A 19602-nucleotide genomic window follows, 5' to 3' on the forward strand; every position below is an offset into this window, starting at 1 on the left:
CTCAGCGGAGGGCGTTCTCCAGGGCGTGCCGCTCGTAGTCGAGCAGCCGCAGATCGCGCATCGGCCGACGCAGGTGGCCCTTGTGCACGATCCGGACGAACGCCGGCTCACCGGCGGCGGCCATCCGTCGGATCCCCTCGACGTGGTCCACGATCCGTTTACGGATGGTCCGGATCAGCCGGTGCCGGTCCCGGGGGATCAGCCCGTACGCGTCGGCGAAGAGCCGGAGGCGGCGCGGGCGGTCCGGGTGCTTCCAGCCCAGCGTGATCGAGTCCCGGTCCGCGAAGATCGGCACCCAGGTCCAGGCCGCGTACGCCACGTCGTAGATCCGCGCTCCGGGCGAGGCGAGGTCGAAGTCGATCAGCCCGAGGGTGCCGTCCGGACGCCAGATCACGTTGTGCGGCGCGGCGTCGTGGTGGCAGATCACCTCGGTGTCCGGTGGTGGGGGCCCGAACGAGCGCCAGACCGCCGCCTGCGGAGGGGTGAAGCCGTACTGCGCGTCGTGGAACATCCGCAGCATGGTGGCGACGGTGACCAGGGCCTCGTCGGTCACCCAGTGCGGGGCGAGCGGATATTCTCCGCACTCCCCCTCCAGGTACGACAGCACCTCACGGTTGCGCTCGTCCATCCCGAGCGCCCGGGGGGCGCCGGTGAACCCCACGTACTCCAGGTGGCGCAGCAGCGCGTGCACGGACGGGGTCCAGGGCCCGGCGTTGCGCCGGACCGTGTCACCCACGCGGACAACGGTGCTCACGTTGCCGCCGTGCAGCGGGATCTCCTGCGAAGTCACGTACGGTCTCCCGAGGCGCTGCGAAGGATGGCCGGGGTCACGCCAGCCCGCGTACGCGCGATCGTCAGTGGTCACCCGAGACTACGCGTCCCGGCCGGTGGCCTCGGTCCCCAGCAACGCGTCGACGAACTGCGCCGGGTCGAACGGGGCCAGGTCGTCCTTGCCTTCGCCGAGGCCGACCAGCTTCACGGGGATGCCGAGCTTGCGCTGCACGGCGATCACGATGCCACCCTTGGCGGTGCCGTCGAGCTTGGTCAGCACCACACCGGTCACGTTGACCACCTCGGTGAAGACCCGGGCCTGCTCCAGGCCGTTCTGCCCGGTGGTGGCGTCCAGGATGAGCAGTGTCTCGTCGATCGGGCCCTGCTTCTCCACCACGCGCTTGACCTTGCCCAGCTCGTCCATCAGGCCGACCTTGTTCTGCAGGCGGCCGGCGGTGTCGATGAGCACGGTGTCCACGCCGGTGTCGATGCCGCGCTTGACGGCGTCGAAGGCGACGCTTGCCGGGTCGGCGGCCTCGGGCCCCCGCACGGTCTCGGCTCCGACGCGCGAGCCCCAGGTCTCCAGTTGGTCGGCCGCGGCGGCCCGGAAGGTGTCCGCCGCGCCGAGCAGCACGCTGCGTCCGTCGGCCACCAGCACCCGGGCGATCTTGCCACAGGTGGTGGTCTTGCCCGCGCCGTTGACGCCGACGACCAGGACCACCGCCGGCACGCCGTCCTTGGGGGCGGTCCGCAACGAGCGGTCCAGGCTCGGGTCGAGCGCGTTGACCAGCTCGGCGGCGAGCAGGGCCCGCAGCTCGGAGGCCGAGCGGGTGCCGAGTACCCGGGTGCGCTCGCGGAGCCGGTCGACGATGTCGCGGGTGGCGTCGACGCCGACGTCGGCGGTGATCAGGCTGTCCTCGATCTCCTCCCAGACGTCCTCGTCGAGGTGGTCGCGGGCGAGCAGGCCGAGCAGGCTCTTGCCGAACACGTTCTGTGAGCGCGACAGCCGCGAGCGGAGCCGGACCAGCCGCCCGGCGGTCGGCTCGGGGACCTCGACCTGTGGTTCGAGCACCGGCGGCGGCTCGACCAGGACGCCGGTGGACAGATCGGACTCCGGTGCCTCGACCGGCGGGCCGGCGAGATCCTCCTCGGCCCTGGTGTCGACCTCCGTGCGTGGCAGCGGGGGCTCGGGCCGTCGCCGCAATCGCGGCACGACCAGCCCGACTGTGCCGGCGATCAGCACACCGAGCAGGACCAGAGCGAGGACGAGATATTCGGCCATGCCGGAATCCTGTCAGATGCCGGCGGCGGCGTCCCAGCCACCGCACCCCGAGCTGTGCCCGGAGCCTCAGCCCACCGCTCCCGCGCGCGGTACTGGGGGTCTCAGCACCGCACCCGGCCGGCACCAGCGAACCGGCGGTAGGCTCGGCCGCATGCCCGCCGCACACCTCCTCATCGGCCCACTTCTGCGGCGAGTGGTGGACACCCGGGCGACGATCTGGGTGGAGACGGCGGCGCCCGCCGTGGTCACCGTCCGCACCGCCGGCGGCGCCACCGGCACCGCGCCCACCTTCTCGGCGTACGACCACCACTACGCCCTCGTGGTGGTCGAGGGCCTTGCCCCGGACAGCGCGACCACCTACGAGGTGCTGGTCGACGACGAGATCGTCTGGCCGGTGCCGAGCAGCGGGTTCCCGCCGAGCGTGATCCGCACCCGGGCCGCCGACGATCGGGACCAGCCGGTAAATCTGATCTTCGGCTCGTGTCGCGAGACCACCCAGCACGCCACCACCCGCAAACTGCCACCGGACGCGCTGGACGCGTACGCCCGGCGGCTGATGGCCGACCCGGAGTCGAACCCGCTGCCCGATCTGCTGGTGCTGCTCGGTGACCAGGTCTACGCCGACGTCACCTCGCCCACCGTGCGCCGACTGCTGCGCCGACGGCGGCGGCGGCCGAAGGGTGCTCCGGCCGACCAGGTGGTGAGCTTCGACGAGTACACCAAGCTCTACCTGGAGTCCTGGCGTGACCCGGAGATCCGCTGGCTGCTCTCCACGGTGCCCAGCGTGATGATCTTCGACGATCACGAGATCATCGACGACTGGAACACCTCGGCGGCGTGGCGAGCCGAGGTGCGCGAGCAGCCGTGGTGGCAGGAGCGGATCGGCAGCGGGCTCGCCTCGTACTGGGTCTACCAGCACCTGGGCAACCTCTCCCCCGACGAGATCGTCGCCGATCCGGTCTTCGCGAAGGTCGCCGCCGCCGAGGACGCCACCAGCGTGCTGCGCGAGTTCGGTCACCGGGTCGACCAGGAGTCCGACCTGGCGCACGACACCGAACGCTGGCGCGCGGTGCAGTACCAGTGGAGCTACGCACTGGACCTGGGCCGGACCCGGCTGGTCATGCTGGACAACCGGTGCAGCCGGGTGCTCGAGCCCAACAGCCGGGCGATGCTGCCGCCCGGCGAGTGGGCCTGGTTCCTCGACCAGGCGCACGGGGTCTACGACCACCTGGTGGTGGGCGCCTCGCTGCCCTGGCTGTTGCCGCAGGGCATCCACCACATCGAGGCATGGAACGAGAAACTGGCGGACTCACGCCGACCGTGGGTGGCGCGCGGGGCGGAGAAGCTGCGCCGCGCCCTGGACCTGGAGCACTGGGCGGCGTTCCGGCGGTCCTTCGAGGCGCTCGCGGAGACGTTCGCCCGCATCGGCACCGGCACGCCGCGGCAGTCCGGCGCGCGGATCGGGGCCGGCCCGGCGTACGCCCCACCGGCGTCGATCAGCGTGCTCTCCGGGGATGTGCACCACTCGTACGTGGCGCGGGCCCGGTTCGCGGACCCGGCGGTGGTGACCCCGGTGCACCAGCTCACCTGTTCGCCGATCCACAACCAGGTGCCGGCGGGCATCCGTCCGCTGATGCGGCTGGGCTGGTCGCCCGGTCCCGCCGGGGCCACCCGGGCGCTGGCCCGTTCGGCGGGCGTACGTCGACCGGGGGTGCGCTGGCGCAAGCTGGCGGGCCCGTACTTCGGTAACGCCGTCGCCACCCTGACCCATCACGGGCGCGGGGCCGACGTGGTCATCGAGGGCACCACCAAGGACGGGCACCTACGCCCGGTGATGCGGCGTCGACTCTCCGGCGCCGGAGAGTCGGTCGCGCCGTAGTCTCTACGCCGTGGACGAGCACCTGCCGGAGCCGATCCGGGCGGTCGAGCACGAGTTGACCGCTCTGCTGCGCCGTGGCCGGGCGGTCTCCTGGGAGATCGCCCGGGAGGTGCACCCGAACCTGGAGCCGAACACCTACGGGTTGCTGCTCTGGTTGCGGCGTAGCGGGTCGATCCGGTTGACCGAGTTGGCGGCGCGGCTGGGCGTGGGCAAGGGGACGCTGAGCCGGCAGATCAACGCCCTGGAAGTCCTCGGGCTGGTGCACCGCGACCCCGATCCGAGTGACCGGCGGGCCGCGCAGATCAGCCTCACCGACGAGGGGCAGCGCCGGTTCGACGTGGCCCGCGCGGCCCGGCTGGGCGAGTTCCTGCGCGCTCTGGACGGCTGGCCGGAGCGGGACGTCGAGGAGTTCGCCCGGCTGCTCGGCCGGTTCAACGACTCCTGGCAGTAGCAGCACGGTGCCAGGGAACTCCTGGCAGTAGCCGCACCGGAACCGGGAATAGGGTGCCGGTCCGACAAGTTGTTGCTTCAGGCAACCAAGTAATACGGTTGCCTCAGGCAACTCACAGGCGGCCCGTGCGTACCAGCCCCGCCGTTCCACCTCGACTCCGCTCGGAGGCAACAAACGATGAGCCAGGCGACAGTGCCTCCCCAGGCGACCGCCGTGACCATGACCCACCGGCAGATCCTGGAAGCACTCTCCGGCCTGCTGCTGGGCCTGTTCGTCGCGATCCTCTCCTCCACGGTCATCTCGAACGCGCTGCCGCGGATCATCACCGAACTGCACGGCGGCCAGTCCGCGTACACCTGGGTGGTGACCTCGGCCCTGCTCGCGACCACCGCGACCACCCCCATCTGGGGCAAGCTGGCCGACCTGACCAGTAAGAAGACCCTGGTCCAGCTGGCCCTGGGGATCTACGTGCTGGGCTCGGTGCTGGCCGGCCTCGCCCAGGGCACCGGTGAGCTGATCGCCTGCCGGGTGCTCCAGGGCGTCGGCGCCGGCGGTCTCACCGCGCTGGCCCAGGTGATCATGGCCACGATGATCGCGCCCCGCGAACGCGGCCGTTACAGCGGGTACCTCGGCGCCGTGATGGCCGTCGGCACCATCGGTGGCCCGCTGATCGGCGGCGTGATCGTGGACACCTCCTGGCTCGGCTGGCGCTGGTGCTTTTACGTCGGCGTGCCGTTCGCCATCATCGCGCTGATCGTGCTCCAGAAGACCCTGCACCTGCCGGTGGTCAAGCGGAAGGCCGAGATCGACTGGTGGGGCGCCACTCTGATCACCGCGGCCGTCTCGGTGCTGCTGATCTGGGTCTCGCTCGCTGGCGACCAGTTCGCCTGGGCCTCCTGGCAGACCGCCGCCATGGTCGTCGGCGCGCTGGTCCTCGGCGCGCTGGCCATCCGGGTCGAGACCCGGGCCGCCGAGCCGATGATCCCGCCACGGCTGTTCCGCAACCGCACCATCACCCTCGCCGTCATCGCCAGCATCGCGGTCGGTGTGGGCATGTTCGGCGCATCGATCTTCCTGGGCCAGTACTTCCAGATCAGCCGCGGGCAGAGCCCCACCATGTCCGGTCTGATGACCCTGCCGATGATCCTCGGCCTGCTGGTCGCCTCCACTGTCATCGGGCGGGTCATCACCAAGACCGGTCGCTGGAAGCGGTACCTGGTGATCGGGTCGGCGCTGCTCACCATCGGCTTCGCGCTGATGGGCACCCTCCGCGCCGACACCAGCTTCACACTGCTCAGCGTCTACATGCTGCTGATCGGCGTCGGCCTGGGCATGACCATGCAGAACCTGGTCCTCGCCGTGCAGAACACCGTCGGCCCGCACGAACTCGGCGCAGCCAGCTCGGTGGTGGCGTTCTTCCGCAGCCTGGGTGGCGCGATCGGCGTCTCCGCCCTCGGCGCGGTGCTCGCCCACAAGGTCAAGGACTACACCGCCGACGGGCTGGCCCAACTCGGCATCCCCGCCTCCAGCTCGGGCAGCGGCGGCGCCCTGCCCGACGTGCACACCCTGCCCGGCCCGCTGCGGGCGGTGGTGGAGAGCGCGTACGGCCACGGCGCTGGTGACATCTTCCTGGCTGCCGCCCCGTTCGCGCTGATCGCGCTGATCGCGGTGGCCTTCATCAAGGAGGTGCCACTGCGCCAGCACAACGGCAACCCGGTTTCCGACCAGGTCGAGCGGGAATCGACAGTCGCTGCCGGCGCTGGCGCATCCGTGATCCGTACCGGCGAGCAGAGGTGAGGTAGAGCCATGGGCGTGGGAGCACCGGACCGCGAGGAGTACGGCCCCCGGACCCGACCGCTGCCCTTCGAGCGCGGCACGGACGGCCCTCGGGTGATCATGGTCGGCATCGACGGCACCCGGACCTCCGAGCGGGCCGGCTCCTACGCCGCGGGCCTGGCCCGTCGGCAGGGCGCCGCGCTGGTGGTGGTATTCGTCAGCTCAACGAGCGGGCTGACCGCCCTGGTGCCCGGCATGGACGCCGGCGCGGTCCAGCGCACCCACGACGAGTTGGCCGACGAGCTACGCCGGGAGTGCCGGCGTGGGGCCGAGCAGTGGGGCATTCCGGTGACCCTGCTGGTGCGGCGCGGCGACGCGTACGGCGAGCTGTGCGCGGCGGCCGACGAGTTCCAGGCCGACATGCTGGTGGTCGGCGCCTCCGAGCAGGCCGGACACCGGCTGGTCGGCTCGGTCGCCACCCGGCTGGTCCGCGCCGGCCGCTGGCCGGTCGTCGTGGTGCCCTGATAACCCGTCGCGCCATGTCCGAGGTGCCGGGCAGGATGCGCGGCATGACCTGGATCGCGCCGGAGATCACCCGGACCCCCGAACCGTACGTCGGCGACGAGCGCACCATGCTCGACGGCTGGCTCGACTACCACCGACAGACACTGCTGCTCAAGTGCGCCGGCCTGACCGAGGAGCAGTTGCGGACGCCGAGCGTCCAACCGTCCGGGCTGACCCTGCTCGGGCTGGTCCGGCACCTGGCCGAGGTGGAGGCCTGGTGGTTCCGGGAGAACTTCGCCGGCGAGCCTGTCGACTACCCGTACTTCACCCCGGAGACCCCGGACGCCGACCACGACGTCAGCGCCGCCGACGCCGCTGCCGACTTCGCCATCTTCCACCGCGAGGTGGCTCTGGCCCGCGAGGCCGCAGCCGGCCATTCGCTCGACGAGACGTTCACCGAGGTAGGCGCGAAGAAGCGCACCTTCAACCTGCGCTGGGTGTACGTGCACATGATCGAGGAGTACGCCCGGCACAACGGCCACGCCGACCTGATCCGGGAACGCATCGACGGCGTCACCGGCGAGTGACGAGCGGTCCCGTCAATTGGTGTGCCCGGCGCGGAGCAGGTGCTCGCCCAACGGGGTGAGCGTGTGCCGCACCGCCGGGCCCGCCCGGTGGGTGGTGACCAACCCGGCCGACCGGAGGACGGAGGCGTGCTGGCTGGCCGAGGCCAGGGAGATGCCGACCGTCCGGGCCACCTGTGAGGTGCTCGGGCCGTCGACGATCGCACCCAGCACCGCCGCTCGGGTCCGCCCCAGCAGGTCAGCCAGGGGTTTGCTGCTCACCAGCGCCCGCTGGGCGGTGGGACGGATCGGATAGGCCAGCACCAGCGGGCCGGCCGGGTCGTCCAGCACGCAGGGCCGGGGCAGCAGGTACGACGGCACCAGTGTGACGCCTCGGCCGGCCGGCGCCAGGGCGATCCCGTCGGCGAATCCACACTCGTACGACAACTCGTACCGCTCGCCGTACGGCTTCCAGAACAGGTACGGGCTCAGGTCACGCAGGACGCGGTCGATCCCGGCGTCCACCATGGTGTGTGCCCGCACGGCCCGGTCGCCGCGAACCGCTGCCGTGATCGTCTGCTGGTACGGCGCGACCGCGATCTGATGGAACGCCCGCATCGCCACGCAGAGTCGCCGCCGGGCGGTCGTCTCGCCAGAGGCGAGGGCAGCGACCCGGGCCGGCAGGTCGCCGGCGGCGATCCGGGGTCGCAGCTCCGCCGCCAGCGTCGCCGTCGGGGTGGCCAGCACCTCGTCCAGGGCTGCCGGCAGGTCGCTGCCGAGGCTTGGCGGGGTGAGGAAGTCCGGAAACCACCCGGGCAGCCGGCACAGGTCGAGGTACGGACGCATCTCCGGACGCAGCGCCGCCCGGGTGCGTGCCCACCAGGCCGTGAGGTGTTCCGGTGCGCCCTCGAACAGCCGTTGGCCGGCCGCCCCGAGCTCCAGCAGCACAGCGGGTTCGGAGCGCAGGACGGTGCGGCTCTCAACGACCTGGTGATCACCGACCATGCCGTCTACGTGACCGACTCTGTCGGCGGCACGATCTGGCGGGCCACGCTGGACAGTGGGCGCGTCGGCCCGCTCGAAGCGTGGCTACTACCGTCCGACTTCCCGACCGCCCCTGGCTTCCTCAACGGCATCGTCGCCAGCGCCGGCGATCGGCTCGCCGTCGTCACCGACCAGGGCACCGGCGCGCCGGGCACAGAACGTCTCTGGCGCATCGACCTCGCCGAGGCCACGGCCAGCGAGGTCAGGGTGTCGGGTGGACAGCTCGGTGCCGACGGGCTGCTGCTGGAGGGCAACCGCCTCTACGGTGTGGTCAACTTCCCCGACCCCGCTGACGGATACCGCTTCGCGGTCAACCTGGCGGTGCTGGACAGTGACCTTCGGGCCGCCCGGGTGGTCCGGCAGTCCCGCACCGCTGGCCTGGAGCAGTCTCCGACCACCCTGGCCCGCGACCGCGACCGGCTGCTGTGGGTCAACAGCCAGCTCAGCGCGACCGCACCAGCGCCACCGTTCACGGTGACCGAGGTCCCCGGCCTGAGCTGAGAGGCTGCCCGGTTCAGTAGTCCAGGGCCGCCCGCAGGTAACGCAGGTCGGCGTGGCCGCCCCAGCGGTGCGCCGACAGCCCGGCGGCCCGGGCACCCCGCACGGCCCAGTCCTCGTCGTCGACGAAGAGGACCCGGGCCGGCGGGGTGGCCAGGGCCACGCAGGCGGCCTTGAAGTATTCCGGGGCGGGCTTGTGCACGCCGATCACCGAGGAGTTGACCACCACGTCCAGTTCGCCGACCAGGCCGAGTGCGGCCAGGTCGGCGTCGAGCAGGTCGGTGGCGTTGGTGCCCAACCCGACCCGGACGCCTGCCGCACGGACCTCCCTGACGAACGCCAGCACCTCCTGGTCGACCTCTCCCCGGTAGCTCTGCCACTGCTCCACAGCGGCGCGGGCCCGTTCCGGGCTGCCCACCGACTCGGTCAGGGCGTCCGCGACGCTGTTCACCCACTCGGCGTGGTTGACCTGGCCGGTGAGCACCGGCTGGAGCCGCCCCCACTGCATGGCGATCTCACCGAGCACGCCCTCGGAGAGGCCGTACTCCCGCTCGACAACGGCGGCCACCGCCGGGTCCCACCGGCGCAGTACGCCGTCGAAGTCCAGCAGGAGCGCCGTCGCGCGTTCCCGAGCCACTACCCGTTCTCCTCGCCGCGGCCGTGCCGCTGGTCGTCCTCGTCGGCCCGGTTGAGCCGTTGGCTGATCACCTGAGTGACCCCACTGCGCATCGTCACGCCATAGAGCGCGTCGGCGATCTCCATCGTCCGCTTCTGGTGCGTGATGACGATCAGCTGACTCTTCTCGCGCAACTGTGCCAGCAACGTGATCAGTCGGCCCAGGTTGACGTCGTCCAGGGCCGCCTCCACCTCGTCCATGATGTAGAACGGGCTGGGCCGGGCGCGGAAGATCGCCACCAACATGGCCACCGCGGTCAGCGACCGCTCGCCACCGGAGAGCAGCGACAGCCGCTTGATCTTCTTGCCCGGCGGGCGGGCCTCCACCTCGACGCCGGTGGTGAGCAGGTCATCCGGTTCGGTGAGGATCAGCCGTCCCTCGCCACCGGGGAAGAGCACTGTGAACACCTGCTCGAACTCCCGGGCGGTGTCCTCGAAGGCGCTGGCGAAGACCTCCAGGATCCGTTCGTCCACGTCCTTGACCACTGTGAGCAGGTCCCGACGGGTGGCCTTGAGGTCCTCCAGCTGCTCGGAGAGGAACTTGAAGCGCTCCTCCAGCGCGGCGAACTCCTCCAACGCGAGTGGGTTGACCTTGCCGAGCAGGGCCAGTTCGCGTTCCGCCTTGGCGGCACGCTTCTCCTGCACCGGCCGCTCGTAGCGCACCGGCTCGGGCACCGGCAGACCATCACGTTCGGCCGCCGCGACGTCGACCTGGGTCGGCGGAACGGGCTGAGTCGGGCCGTACTCGGCGACCAGCGTCTCCACGTCCAGCCCGAAGTCCTCGGCGGCCTTCGCCTCCAACTGCTCGATGCGCAGCCGCTGCTCCGCCCGGGCCACCTCGTCACGGTGCACCTGGCTGGTCAGCCGCTCCAACTCCGCGCCGAGCCGCTTGGCGGCACCGCGTACCTCCTGAAGCTCTGCCTCCCGCGCGGCGCGCTCCAGGGCGACCGCGTCGCGGTGCTCCTCGGCCGTCGCGATCGAGGTGGTAAGCCGGGTCAGCGCCTCCCGGGCGCCACCGGCGACGGACCGGGCGATGCCCGCGCCCCGGGCGCGGGCGGCCCGCCGCGCCGCCGCGCGTTCCCGGGCGGCGCGCTCCGCGGTGGCCTGCCGCGCGAGCGAGTCGGCCCGGCCGGCGATCGAGGAGACCCGCTCCTCGGCGGTACGCACGGCGAGCCGGACCTCCATCTCGTTCTGCCGGGCCTGCGGCACCATGGCCGCCAGTTGATCCCGTTCCTCCGTGGAGGGCTCGGCGTCGACCGGGGTCTCCTCGGCCAGCCGTAGCCGCTCCTCCAGCTCGGCGAGCGCGGTGAGGTCCCGTTGCCGGGCGGCCTCGGCGCGGGAGCGGGAGTCGCCGAGCCGGTCGGTCTCGGCCTTCGCGGAGCGGGCCGCCGCGCCCAGCTCGGCCAGCCGGCGAGCGGCAGCGTTGCGGTGGCTCTCCGCCTCGCGCTTCTCGGCGGCGGCGTGCTGCACGGCCTCCTTGGCGGCCGCCACCTCGGCGCGCGCCTCGACCAACTGATCACGCAACTCCAGGCCAGCGCGTTCGGCGGTGACCCGGTTGGCGCGGGCCTCCTCGACGGCGGCCTGCACCTCGATGTAGCTCTGGGCCTTGGCCGACCCGCCCGCCGCCGCGTACGCCCCGACCACGTCACCGTCCGGGGTGACCGCCCGCAGCTCGGGGTTGCTGGCGACCAGCTCGGCGGCGGCGGCGAGATCGTCGACGAGCGCCACGTCCCGCAGGGCCCGGTGCACCGCCGGACGCAGCTCGGCGCTGCACTCCACCAGATCAGGTGCCCACCGGGCGTCGTCCGGCAGCTTCGGGCGCAGGGCGTCGGCGGAGCCGGTCATGCCGGGCCCCGCCGGGCTGCCGACCAGCAGGCCGGCCCGGCCGGCGTCGGAGATCTTCAACAGCCGCATCGCCTCGACGGCCTCGTCCACCCCGCTGACGGCGACCGCGTCGGCGAGGCCGCCGAGCGCGGCGGCCAGCGCGGCCTCGTGACCGGGCGCGACGGTGAGCAACCCGGCGAGGCTGCCGAGCAGGCCGGGCACGTCCCCGGCGCGGGCGAGCAGCGCCCCGGCGCCGTCCTTGCGCCGCAGCCCCAGGGCGAGTGCCTCCTCGCGGGCCTTCCAGGTGGCGGCGTCCTTCTCCGCCGCCCGCTCGGCGTCGGACAGCGATCGGACGGTGGCCTGGGCCCGTTCCTGCACGGCGACCGCCTCGGCGTGCCGGGCGTCCAGGTCCGCGTTGTCCCGGTCGGCCTCGGTGGACTGGGCGGCGACCGCGTCCAGGTCGGCCTGCGCCTGCTCGGCGCGGCCCAGCGCGTCGGCGTGCGCGATCGCGAGGCGTTCGATCTCCTCGCCGGCGCTGGTGGTCCGGGCCCGGGCGGAGTTGACCTGGCCGGTGAGCCGGGCCATCCCCTCGCGCCGGTCGGCGATGGCCTTGGCCGCGGCGACCAGCTCGCGCTCGGCGGCGGCCAACTGCCGCTCCAACTCCTGGCGGTGCTCGACCGCCTCGGCCAGTCGGATCTGGTCGTCGGTGAGCGCGCCGCGCAGTTCCTCCTCCTGCTCGCGGACGCGTTCCGCCTCGGCCTCCAGCTGGTCCGGGTCGCGGCCGGGCCGCTCGTCGTCGCCGGTGGCGCTGAGGTGCCGCAGCCGCTCCCGGGCCAACTGCTCGATCGAGCGGAAGCGTTCCTGGAGGGCGGAGAGCTTGTACCAGGTGTCCTGGGCGGCGGCGAGCAGCGGCGCGTCCTCCGCGAGGGCGGCCTCCAACTCGCCGAGCCGGCCCTGCACCTCGGTGTGCTCACCCTCGATCTGCTCGCGCCGCTCGCGCAGCGCGGTCTCGTCGGCAATCTCCCGGTCGAGGGTGGTCCGCAGGGTGGCCAGGTCGTCGGCGAGCAGCCGCAACCGGGCGTCGCGCAGGTTGGCCTGGATGGCGGCGGCGCGCCGGGCCACCTCGGCCTGCCGGCCCAGCGGCTTGAGCTGACGACGCAGCTCGGCCGTGAGGTCGGTCAAGCGATTGAGATTTACTTGCATCGCGTCGAGCTTGCGCAGCGCCTTTTCCTTGCGCTTGCGGTGCTTGAGGACGCCGGCCGCCTCCTCGATGAACGCCCGGCGGTCCTCCGGCTTGGCGTGCAGCATGCCGTCGAGGCGGCCCTGCCCGACGATGATGTGCATCTCCCGGCCGATGCCGGAGTCGGAGAGCAACTCCTGGATGTCGAGCAACCGGCAGGAGTTGCCGTTGATCTCGTACTCGCTCTCGCCGGAGCGGAACATCCGGCGGGTGATGGAGACCTCGGTGTACTCGATCGGCAGCGCGCCGTCGGTGTTGTCGATGGTGAGGGTGACCTCGGCGCGACCCAGCGGCGCTCGGCCGGCGGTGCCGGCGAAGATGACGTCCTCCATCTTGCCGCCACGGAGGGCCTTGGCGCCCTGTTCGCCGAGGACCCAGGCGATGGCGTCGACGACGTTGGACTTGCCGGAGCCGTTCGGGCCCACCACACAGGTGATCCCGGGCTCCAGCTTCAACGTCGTCGCGGAGGCGAAGGACTTGAACCCCTTCACCGTCAGGCTCTTGAGATACACCTACTCGATCCTCGTCCGGTGGCCGCCGTACCGTCGCCGGCTGTGGGGACCTGGGTGAACTCGCAGACTAACCCGGCGGTGCGAGCGGCCCGGCACGCGACCCGCCCCGCGTCGTGTCGACGGTGGGCGCGCTGTTGTTCCGGAGACCGCGAGAAAGGCAAGCGCCTTTCATGATCGGCTTATCCTCCGACGCGCTTTTCGGTAACTGCGCGGCGCGCTTCCCGCACGATCGGCCGCAAGATCATGAATCGTCGGCGTCGAAAAGGACCCGGACAGTGTTACGCGCCGGCACAGAGGTGTCGGCGCGTATTTTTGCGGTGGTGCGATTCAGTTTTTACGACCTGAAGATCAGGTCAGCGCCGGCTCGGCCAGACGGAGCAGATCGTCCGCCTCCGCCGCAGCCGCCGCGAGCCGATCATTGTCGGCACGCAGACGCGTGATCTCGAACTCCAGTGCCTGAACCCTGGAACGCAGTCGGGTGACCTCGTCGAGCAGACGCCGGTCGGGCGCTGCACCTACGTGGCCGTAGAGGGCCTTCGCCATGCTGACTCCTTGATATGCGCTGCCGGAAAGGCCGGCCAACGCGCGCCCAATTCATACGCGGCTGTCATTCCAGGCTGTATCTGGGCATGACCGGGCGCGACTGGCGACACCTATATATTGAGCCGCAAACCCCTCCTTCGTCAAGTTCTCGCAGGCCGTAGATCATCTCCACGTCGACCTGTCCACTTGCCGGGGGGCTGCCGCAAGGCACGGACACTCTCTGTCCGGACGCCTTTACTGTACGCCCGGATCTGCGGAAGTCCGCACCCTGGCGTCCGACTTCCCCTTAACTCTTTCTTAGCCACGTTGCCGCAGGTCGTAGGCGCGCCGTAGCGTCACCCCGGCCCGCAACCGACCCCTGGAGGCATAGGCGTGTACGGCTGGACCGATCCGATGGACCCGAACGGCGCCCCCCGGCGCGCCGAGGGACCGACCGACGAGCCGGCCTGGCTGCACGACCGCCCAGAGCCCCGCTCGGCCTACCTCTTCGGCGACGAGCCCGGTCAGTCGGGCGACGAGTGGCACCGGGAGCAGCCCACCGAGGGCCGGCAACCGGACCCGGTGATCCCCGCCGAGGCGGCCGACGCCCGCACCGCGGCCTGGGGGGTCTACCAGCCCGACAGCGAGACCGACGGCTGGGGCGACAGCCGCCCGGCCCCGGACACCACCGGCGGACGGCGCGCCGAGGCGCCCGGCGGCTGGCACACCGACACCGACCCGGAGAGCACCGACGGCTGGCACGGCGCAGCCGAGACCGGCCGGCCCGGCGAGGGACGGCACCGCTCCCCACGCCGCTGGCGCCGGCCGCTGATGATCGGGGGCGCCGCCGCGGCCGCCACCCTCGTGGTGAGCTTCGGCGTCGGCGCGCTCACCCTCCCCGGCGGTGACGACGGGGCCGCCCAGCCGACGGCCGTGGAGGACTCCTTCGCCGCGTCGGCCGCGCCGACCGAAGAGCCGGCGCTGGACACCCTCGCCGCACCCTCCCCGTCGACCATCCCCAGCCCGGCGTCTCCGAGCCCATCGCCGACCAAGGTCGTCAAGCCCACGCCGGCGACGTCACGGAGCACCGCCGCGTCGCGCCGCAGCGTCGAGCGCAGCACCGCGCCGGGCAACAGCGGCAGCTCCACCGGTTCCAACGGCTCCAGCGGCTCCGTCAGCGCTCAGGCGCGCGAGGTGGTGGACCTGGTCAACGCCGAGCGGGCCAAGGCCGGCTGCAAGGCGCTGAGCATCGACGACAAGTTGATGACGGCCGCCCAGCGGCACAGCCAGGACCAGGCCGACCACCAGAACATGTCGCACACCGGCAGCGACGGGAGCAACGCCGGCACCCGGCTGGACCGGGTCGGCTACACCTGGCGCACGTACGGCGAGAACGTGGCCTGGAACCAGAAGACCCCCGCCGCGGTGATGGACGCCTGGATGAACAGCTCCGGCCACCGGGCCAACATCCTGAACTGCGCGTTCACCGAAATCGGCGTCGGCATCGCCAACAGCAACGGGCCGTACTGGACGCAGGTCTTCGCGGCGCCGCGCTGACCGCGCGTCGTTCCCGCCCCCGCGCTCGTTCACCCGGTGAGGTACGTCGGGCCGGAGCGTGGGGGCCGCGTACCGGTGTGGGCGGCGACCGGCCGTCCGGGACCCGGGAGCTGCCGATGCGGATCCGGCCGCGGCGACGCGTCGCCGTACGCCCACTGCGCCGCGCCCTGTCCGCCAGCGTCGCTCTCGTGCTCCTGGTGCCGGCGTACGGGTGCCGGCCCGAGCTGACCCCGCCCGGCGCGCCCACCGCGTGGCCGGCGGCCCAGGCCCGGCACTGGCAGTGGCAGTGGCAGCTCAGCGGCCCGCTCGACCCGGCGGTGGACGCCCACGTCTTCCTCCTCGACCCGGTGGCCACCACCGCCGCACAGACCGCCGAGTTGCGCTCCCGGGACCGCCGGTTGATCTGCCAGGTGAACGTGGGATCGGTCCGCTCCGACGACCCGGATGCCAGCCGGTTCCCGCAGGTCGTCCGGGGCGCGGCCGGGCGTCGACCCGACAGCCGGTGGCTGGACGTCCGGAGTTGGGACGCGCTCCGGCCGGTGCTGGCCGACCGGTTCCGGCTCTGCCGGGGCAAGGGCTTCGGCGCGGTGGCGCTCTTCGACACCGACGGGTACGCGGCGCGCACCGGCTTCCCGCTCGACTTCGACGACCAACTGCTGTTCAACCGCCGGCTGGCCGAGTTGGCCCGCTCGCTGAGTCTCTCCCCGGGGCTGGTCAACGACGTGCCACAGCTCGCCGCGCTGGCCCCGGACTTCGACTTCGCGGTCAACGAGGAGTGCGTCCGGCTGGCCCAGTGCGCCAAACTGCTGCCGTTCAGCGACGCCGGCAAGCCGGTCTTCCACGTCGAGTACACCGGCTCGACCGACGACTTCTGCGTCACCACCGTCGGCTACGGCTTCGCGTCGATCCGCAAGGACCGCACGCTGGACGCCTCCCGGGAGCCCTGCCCACTCCCCTGACCCCGCTGGGCCAGGCCACGATTCGCGGCCTGGCCCAGCGGGTTCGGGCGGTCAGGGGACCGGAACCAGCTCCGGCGCGGGGGCGGGCGGGTCGGTGGGCGCGGGTGCCGGGCGGGGCCGCAGGAAACGCGGGGCCCACCAGTTGGCGTCGCCGAGCATGGTCATCAACGCCGGCAGCACCACTCCCCGGATGATGGTGGCGTCCAGCAGGATCGCCGCCGCCAGACCGATGCCGAGCTGCTTCATGTCGATAGTGCTCAGCGTGGCGAAGATCGAGAAGACCCCGACCATCACGATCGCCGCGCTGGTCACCACTCCGGCCGACGAGGTGATCCCGTACGACACGGCGTCGCGGTTGGGCAGGCCGGACCGGACACCCTCGCGGATCCGACTGACCACGAAGACGTGGTAGTCCATCGAGAGGCCGAACAGCACCACGAACAGGAACAGCGGCAGCCAGGACACGATCGCGCCCATCGACGTGAAGCCCAGCAGTCCCTGCGCCCACTCGCCCTGGAAGATCAGCACCAGCAGGCCGTACGCGGCACCCGCGGAGAGCAGGTTCAGCGCGATCGAGCTGGCCGCGATCACCACCGACCGGAAGGTGAACGTCATGACCAGGAAGGTCAGCACCAGCACGAAGCCCATGACCAGCGGCAACTTGTCCCGGACGTGCTGGGCGTAGTCCTCGCTGTCGGCGACACTCCCGCCCACCGCGTACTCGATGCCGGGAATGCCGCGCAGCTCGACCGGGACCAGGTCCCCGCGCAGCTTCTCCAACGACTGCACCGACCGGTCGTCGCGACTGGCGTACGGGGTGGGGACGTCCAGCACCGAGACCCGCCGGTCGGCCGACACCTCGATCTTCGGGCCGTCCGCCTCGGCCGGGGCGAACAGCGGATCGCCGGCCGCCCGGGTGGACAGGCCGGTGAGGGCGGCGCGTACCCGGTCGGCCTGGTCGGCGGGCGCTCGGACGGCCACCACGTGATTGGTGCCGGCGCTCGGGAAGGCGGCGGTGAGCCGGTCGTACGCCTGCATTGCCGGCGTCGTGCGAGGCAGGTCCTCCATGCCGGGGAACTTCAGCTTCATGCCGAGCGCCGGCGCGGCCAGCGCGAGCAGCAGCCCGACCGAGATGACAAGCGTCGCCACCGGCGCGCGCAGCGCGGGCCGGAGCACCGCCGGCCACAGCCGGGGCGCGCGGGACTCGCCGTGCCGGCCGGTACGCGGCGCGGTCAGTCGCCAGAGCAGCGGCACCCGGGGCCGGTCCACCCAACGACCGAGCCGGGCCAGCAGGGCGGGCAGGACGGTCAGTGAACCGGTCACCGCGACGGCCACCACGAGGATCGAACCGATGGCGAGGGACGAGAAGACCACGTCGCCGGCGAGCAGCAGCCCGGCCATCGAGATGATCACCGCGAAGCCGGAGACCACCACCGCGTGCCCGGAGGTCTCCGCGGCGATCTCCACCGCGTCCAGACCGGACCGACCCTTGGCGCGTTCCTCCCGCTCCCGACGGATGTAGAACAGCGAGTAGTCGACGCCGACCGCCATGCCGATCAGCAGGATCACCGGTGCCGTGGTGTCGGTGGCCGGCACCAGGTGCGAGGCGAGAGTGGACAGACCCATCGCGGCGGCCACCGAGGAGAGTGCCAGCAGCACCGGCACGCTCGCCGCGATCAGCGCGCCGAACGCGATGATCAGGATCGCCAGGGTGACCGGCAGACTGAGCAGTTCCGCGCGCTTGAAGTCCTTACCCAGGGTGTCGTCGAGGGCCTGGCCGATCGACGGCCCGCCGACCTGCTCGACGCGCAGCCCGGGGTACGCGTCCTGCACGGAGGCGGTGGCGTCGCGCAACGGCTGCACCCGATCCGAGGCCGTCTCCGGGTCACCCGACATGGTGATCGGCAGCAGCAGCGCCGAGCCGTCCCGCGCGGTGACCGGCTGGCCCACCCCGGCCACCCCGGCGACCGTACGCAGCCGGGCCGCCGCGTCGTCGGCCGCCGACTTCGCCGCCGCCTGGTCCAACGCGCCGCCCCTGGAGGTGATGAGGACGTTGTCCACGGCCGGGTCGTCGAAGTCACCGCCGTCCACGATGAGGCTGGCCCGCCCCGCCTCGCCAATCGCCTGGTCACCGCTGGTGGCCTCGTTGAGTCCGGCGGCGTTGCCGCCCACGAAGCACACCGCCACGAACACGGCCCACAACGCGATGGCCCGCCACGGGTGCTCGGCGCTCCACCGCGCCAGCCGCACCGTCACCGGTCTTCTCCCCATCTCGGGTCCCCCTGTCACGTCAACCCCCTGTCAACGGTGCTGACGCTAGGTGCGTGACGAGGCGGTCACATCGGGGATCGACCCGGGCCCACCCTGGAACCACCGGACCGGGTGCGGGGGTGCGTTCGCCGGGGGTCGAACCGCGATCCGGACGTACACCGGGGTCCACCCCGGAGCGACCCACCGCGACCCGCCGGCATCGCCCCGAGCCGGCTCCGGGTCATCCCCGAAGGGAACCCCGGGGCCGTGGCTGACAGTGCGGGCAGCTGTACGAGGACCGGTTCATGAACGCCTCGCGGCGGATCGGCGCGCCACACCGCCGGCACGGCTCGCCCTCGCGGCCGTAGGCGTTGAGCGCCCGGTCGAAGTAGCCACTCTCGCCGTTGACGTTCACGTAGAGGGCGTCGAAGCTGGTGCCGCCCTCGCTGATCGCCTCGGCCAGCACGTCGCGGACGTGGCCGAGCAGGCGCTGCGCGGCCGGGCCGGTCAACGCGTCGGTGGGTCGGCCGCCGTGCAGCTTGGCGCGCCAGAGCGCCTCGTCGGCGTAGATGTTGCCCACCCCGGAGATCAGGGTCTGGTCGAGCAGTGCCCGCTTCACCTCGGTGTGCCGGCGGCGCAGCGCCGCGACGAACGCCTCGTCGGAGAACTCCGGGTCCATCGGGTCGCGGGCGATGTGCGCGATCTCGTCGGGCAGCTCGGCGCCGCCCTCGCTCACCGAGAGCCCGCCGAACGTTCGCTGGTCGACGAAGCGCAGCTCCGGGCCGTCGTCGCTGAACCGGAACCGGACCCGAAGGTGGGTCTCGTCCGTCGTCCCCGGTGGCTGGAGCAGCAGTTGACCCGACATGCCGAGGTGCCCGACGATCGCGTCACCGCTGTCCAGTGGCAGCCACAGGTACTTGCCGCGACGGCGGGCGTCCAGCACCGTCCGGCCGGCGAGCACGTCGGCGAAGTGCACGTCGCCGGGAGCGTGCCGGCGGACCGCACGCGGATGACGAACCTCGACGGAGGCGATCCGACGGCCGACGACCCACTGGGCCACCCCCTGTCGGACGGTCTCCACCTCGGGTAGCTCAGGCACCCCGCCGACCCGTCTCGTGACCGTCGGCGCCCCCGGCCGGCAGTGCCTGCGCCAGGTGGTCGGCCTGCTCGGCCTGAGCCGCCCGCTCGGCGCGCTCCAGCGGCCCGAACGGCTCGTCCCGGTCGGCCGCGTCGTCCGGGTCGATCGGCTGGTCCGTGCGGTCGTCGCCGACCCGACCGTTCCGGCGGTCGTCGCC

The 19602-nt window shown here is 72.2% G+C and carries 16 protein-coding genes; 8 read left to right on the forward strand and 8 right to left on the reverse strand.

Going from position 1 to position 19602, the window contains the following annotated elements; translation table 11 throughout:
• Position 1: 1 nt before the first annotated feature.
• Positions 2 to 865, reverse strand: coding sequence for a phosphotransferase (locus FB453_RS00570; protein ID WP_181539524.1), 864 nt, complete (start codon positions 863 to 865; stop codon positions 2 to 4).
• Positions 866 to 871: 6 nt separating this feature from the next.
• Positions 872 to 2053, reverse strand: coding sequence for a signal recognition particle-docking protein FtsY (gene ftsY / locus FB453_RS00575; protein ID WP_112603473.1), 1182 nt, complete (start codon positions 2051 to 2053; stop codon positions 872 to 874).
• Positions 2054 to 2204: 151 nt separating this feature from the next.
• On the opposite strand from ftsY, the gene FB453_RS00580 reads away from it, so the two are divergent.
• From FB453_RS00580 to FB453_RS00600, 5 genes are all read left to right on the forward strand, one after another.
• Positions 2205 to 3932, forward strand: coding sequence for an alkaline phosphatase D family protein (locus FB453_RS00580; protein ID WP_145786766.1), 1728 nt, complete (start codon positions 2205 to 2207; stop codon positions 3930 to 3932).
• Between the two features lie 10 nt (positions 3933 to 3942).
• Positions 3943 to 4383 (forward strand): MarR family winged helix-turn-helix transcriptional regulator, encoded by a 441-nt coding sequence (locus FB453_RS00585; RefSeq protein ID WP_238681244.1) that lies wholly within the window; start codon positions 3943 to 3945, stop codon positions 4381 to 4383.
• Between the two features lie 219 nt (positions 4384 to 4602).
• Positions 4603 to 6180, forward strand: a complete 1578-nt coding sequence (locus FB453_RS00590; protein ID WP_486480153.1) for an MDR family MFS transporter — start codon at positions 4603 to 4605, stop codon at positions 6178 to 6180.
• Between the two features lie 9 nt (positions 6181 to 6189).
• Complete coding sequence (locus FB453_RS00595) at positions 6190 to 6684, forward strand: universal stress protein (protein WP_181518596.1); 495 nt, start codon at positions 6190 to 6192, stop codon at positions 6682 to 6684.
• Between the two features lie 44 nt (positions 6685 to 6728).
• The gene (locus FB453_RS00600) at positions 6729 to 7250 is read left to right on the forward strand and encodes a DinB family protein (protein WP_112725576.1); all 522 of its coding nucleotides are present in this window, start codon (positions 6729 to 6731) and stop codon (positions 7248 to 7250) included.
• Between the two features lie 12 nt (positions 7251 to 7262).
• Here the strand turns inward: FB453_RS00600 and FB453_RS00605 are convergent, their stop codons facing one another.
• The gene (locus FB453_RS00605) at positions 7263 to 8231 is read right to left on the reverse strand and encodes a winged helix-turn-helix domain-containing protein (protein WP_145786768.1); all 969 of its coding nucleotides are present in this window, start codon (positions 8229 to 8231) and stop codon (positions 7263 to 7265) included.
• A 9-nt stretch (positions 8232 to 8240) separates the two neighbouring features.
• Between FB453_RS00605 and FB453_RS00610 the strand changes: the two genes are divergently transcribed.
• On the forward strand, positions 8241 to 8771 hold the full coding sequence (locus tag FB453_RS00610) for a hypothetical protein (RefSeq protein ID WP_145786770.1): 531 nt from the start codon (positions 8241 to 8243) through the stop codon (positions 8769 to 8771).
• A gap of 13 nt (positions 8772 to 8784) precedes the next feature.
• Here FB453_RS00610 and FB453_RS00615 read toward each other — a convergent pair whose 3' ends face one another.
• The 3 genes from FB453_RS00615 to FB453_RS00625 form a co-directional block, all read right to left on the reverse strand.
• On the reverse strand, positions 8785 to 9405 hold the full coding sequence (locus tag FB453_RS00615) for an HAD family hydrolase (protein WP_112582001.1): 621 nt from the start codon (positions 9403 to 9405) through the stop codon (positions 8785 to 8787).
• Complete coding sequence (smc, locus tag FB453_RS00620; protein WP_112582002.1) at positions 9405 to 13019, reverse strand: chromosome segregation protein SMC; 3615 nt, start codon at positions 13017 to 13019, stop codon at positions 9405 to 9407. The genes FB453_RS00615 and smc overlap by 1 nt, the downstream gene beginning before the upstream one ends.
• A gap of 348 nt (positions 13020 to 13367) precedes the next feature.
• Entirely contained in the window at positions 13368 to 13562 is a 195-nt protein-coding gene (locus tag FB453_RS00625) for a hypothetical protein (RefSeq protein WP_030487463.1), read from the reverse strand.
• A 372-nt stretch (positions 13563 to 13934) separates the two neighbouring features.
• On the opposite strand from FB453_RS00625, the gene FB453_RS00630 reads away from it, so the two are divergent.
• Positions 13935 to 15098, forward strand: coding sequence for a CAP domain-containing protein (locus FB453_RS00630; RefSeq protein ID WP_145786772.1), 1164 nt, complete (start codon positions 13935 to 13937; stop codon positions 15096 to 15098).
• A gap of 116 nt (positions 15099 to 15214) precedes the next feature.
• A complete protein-coding gene (locus FB453_RS00635) occupies positions 15215 to 16057 on the forward strand; it encodes an endo alpha-1,4 polygalactosaminidase (protein ID WP_145786774.1) in 843 nt (280 codons plus the stop codon).
• Positions 16058 to 16108: 51 nt separating this feature from the next.
• Here FB453_RS00635 and FB453_RS00640 read toward each other — a convergent pair whose 3' ends face one another.
• Together FB453_RS00640 and mutM are read right to left on the reverse strand one after the other, a co-directional pair.
• Complete coding sequence (locus tag FB453_RS00640; RefSeq protein WP_112603461.1) at positions 16109 to 18328, reverse strand: MMPL family transporter; 2220 nt, start codon at positions 18326 to 18328, stop codon at positions 16109 to 16111.
• A 220-nt stretch (positions 18329 to 18548) separates the two neighbouring features.
• Entirely contained in the window at positions 18549 to 19406 is an 858-nt protein-coding gene (gene mutM, locus FB453_RS00645; protein WP_112582008.1) for a bifunctional DNA-formamidopyrimidine glycosylase/DNA-(apurinic or apyrimidinic site) lyase, read from the reverse strand.
• Positions 19407 to 19602 lie beyond the last annotated feature (196 nt).

It is taken from the genome of Micromonospora sp. CNZ322 (genome assembly GCF_007827755.1).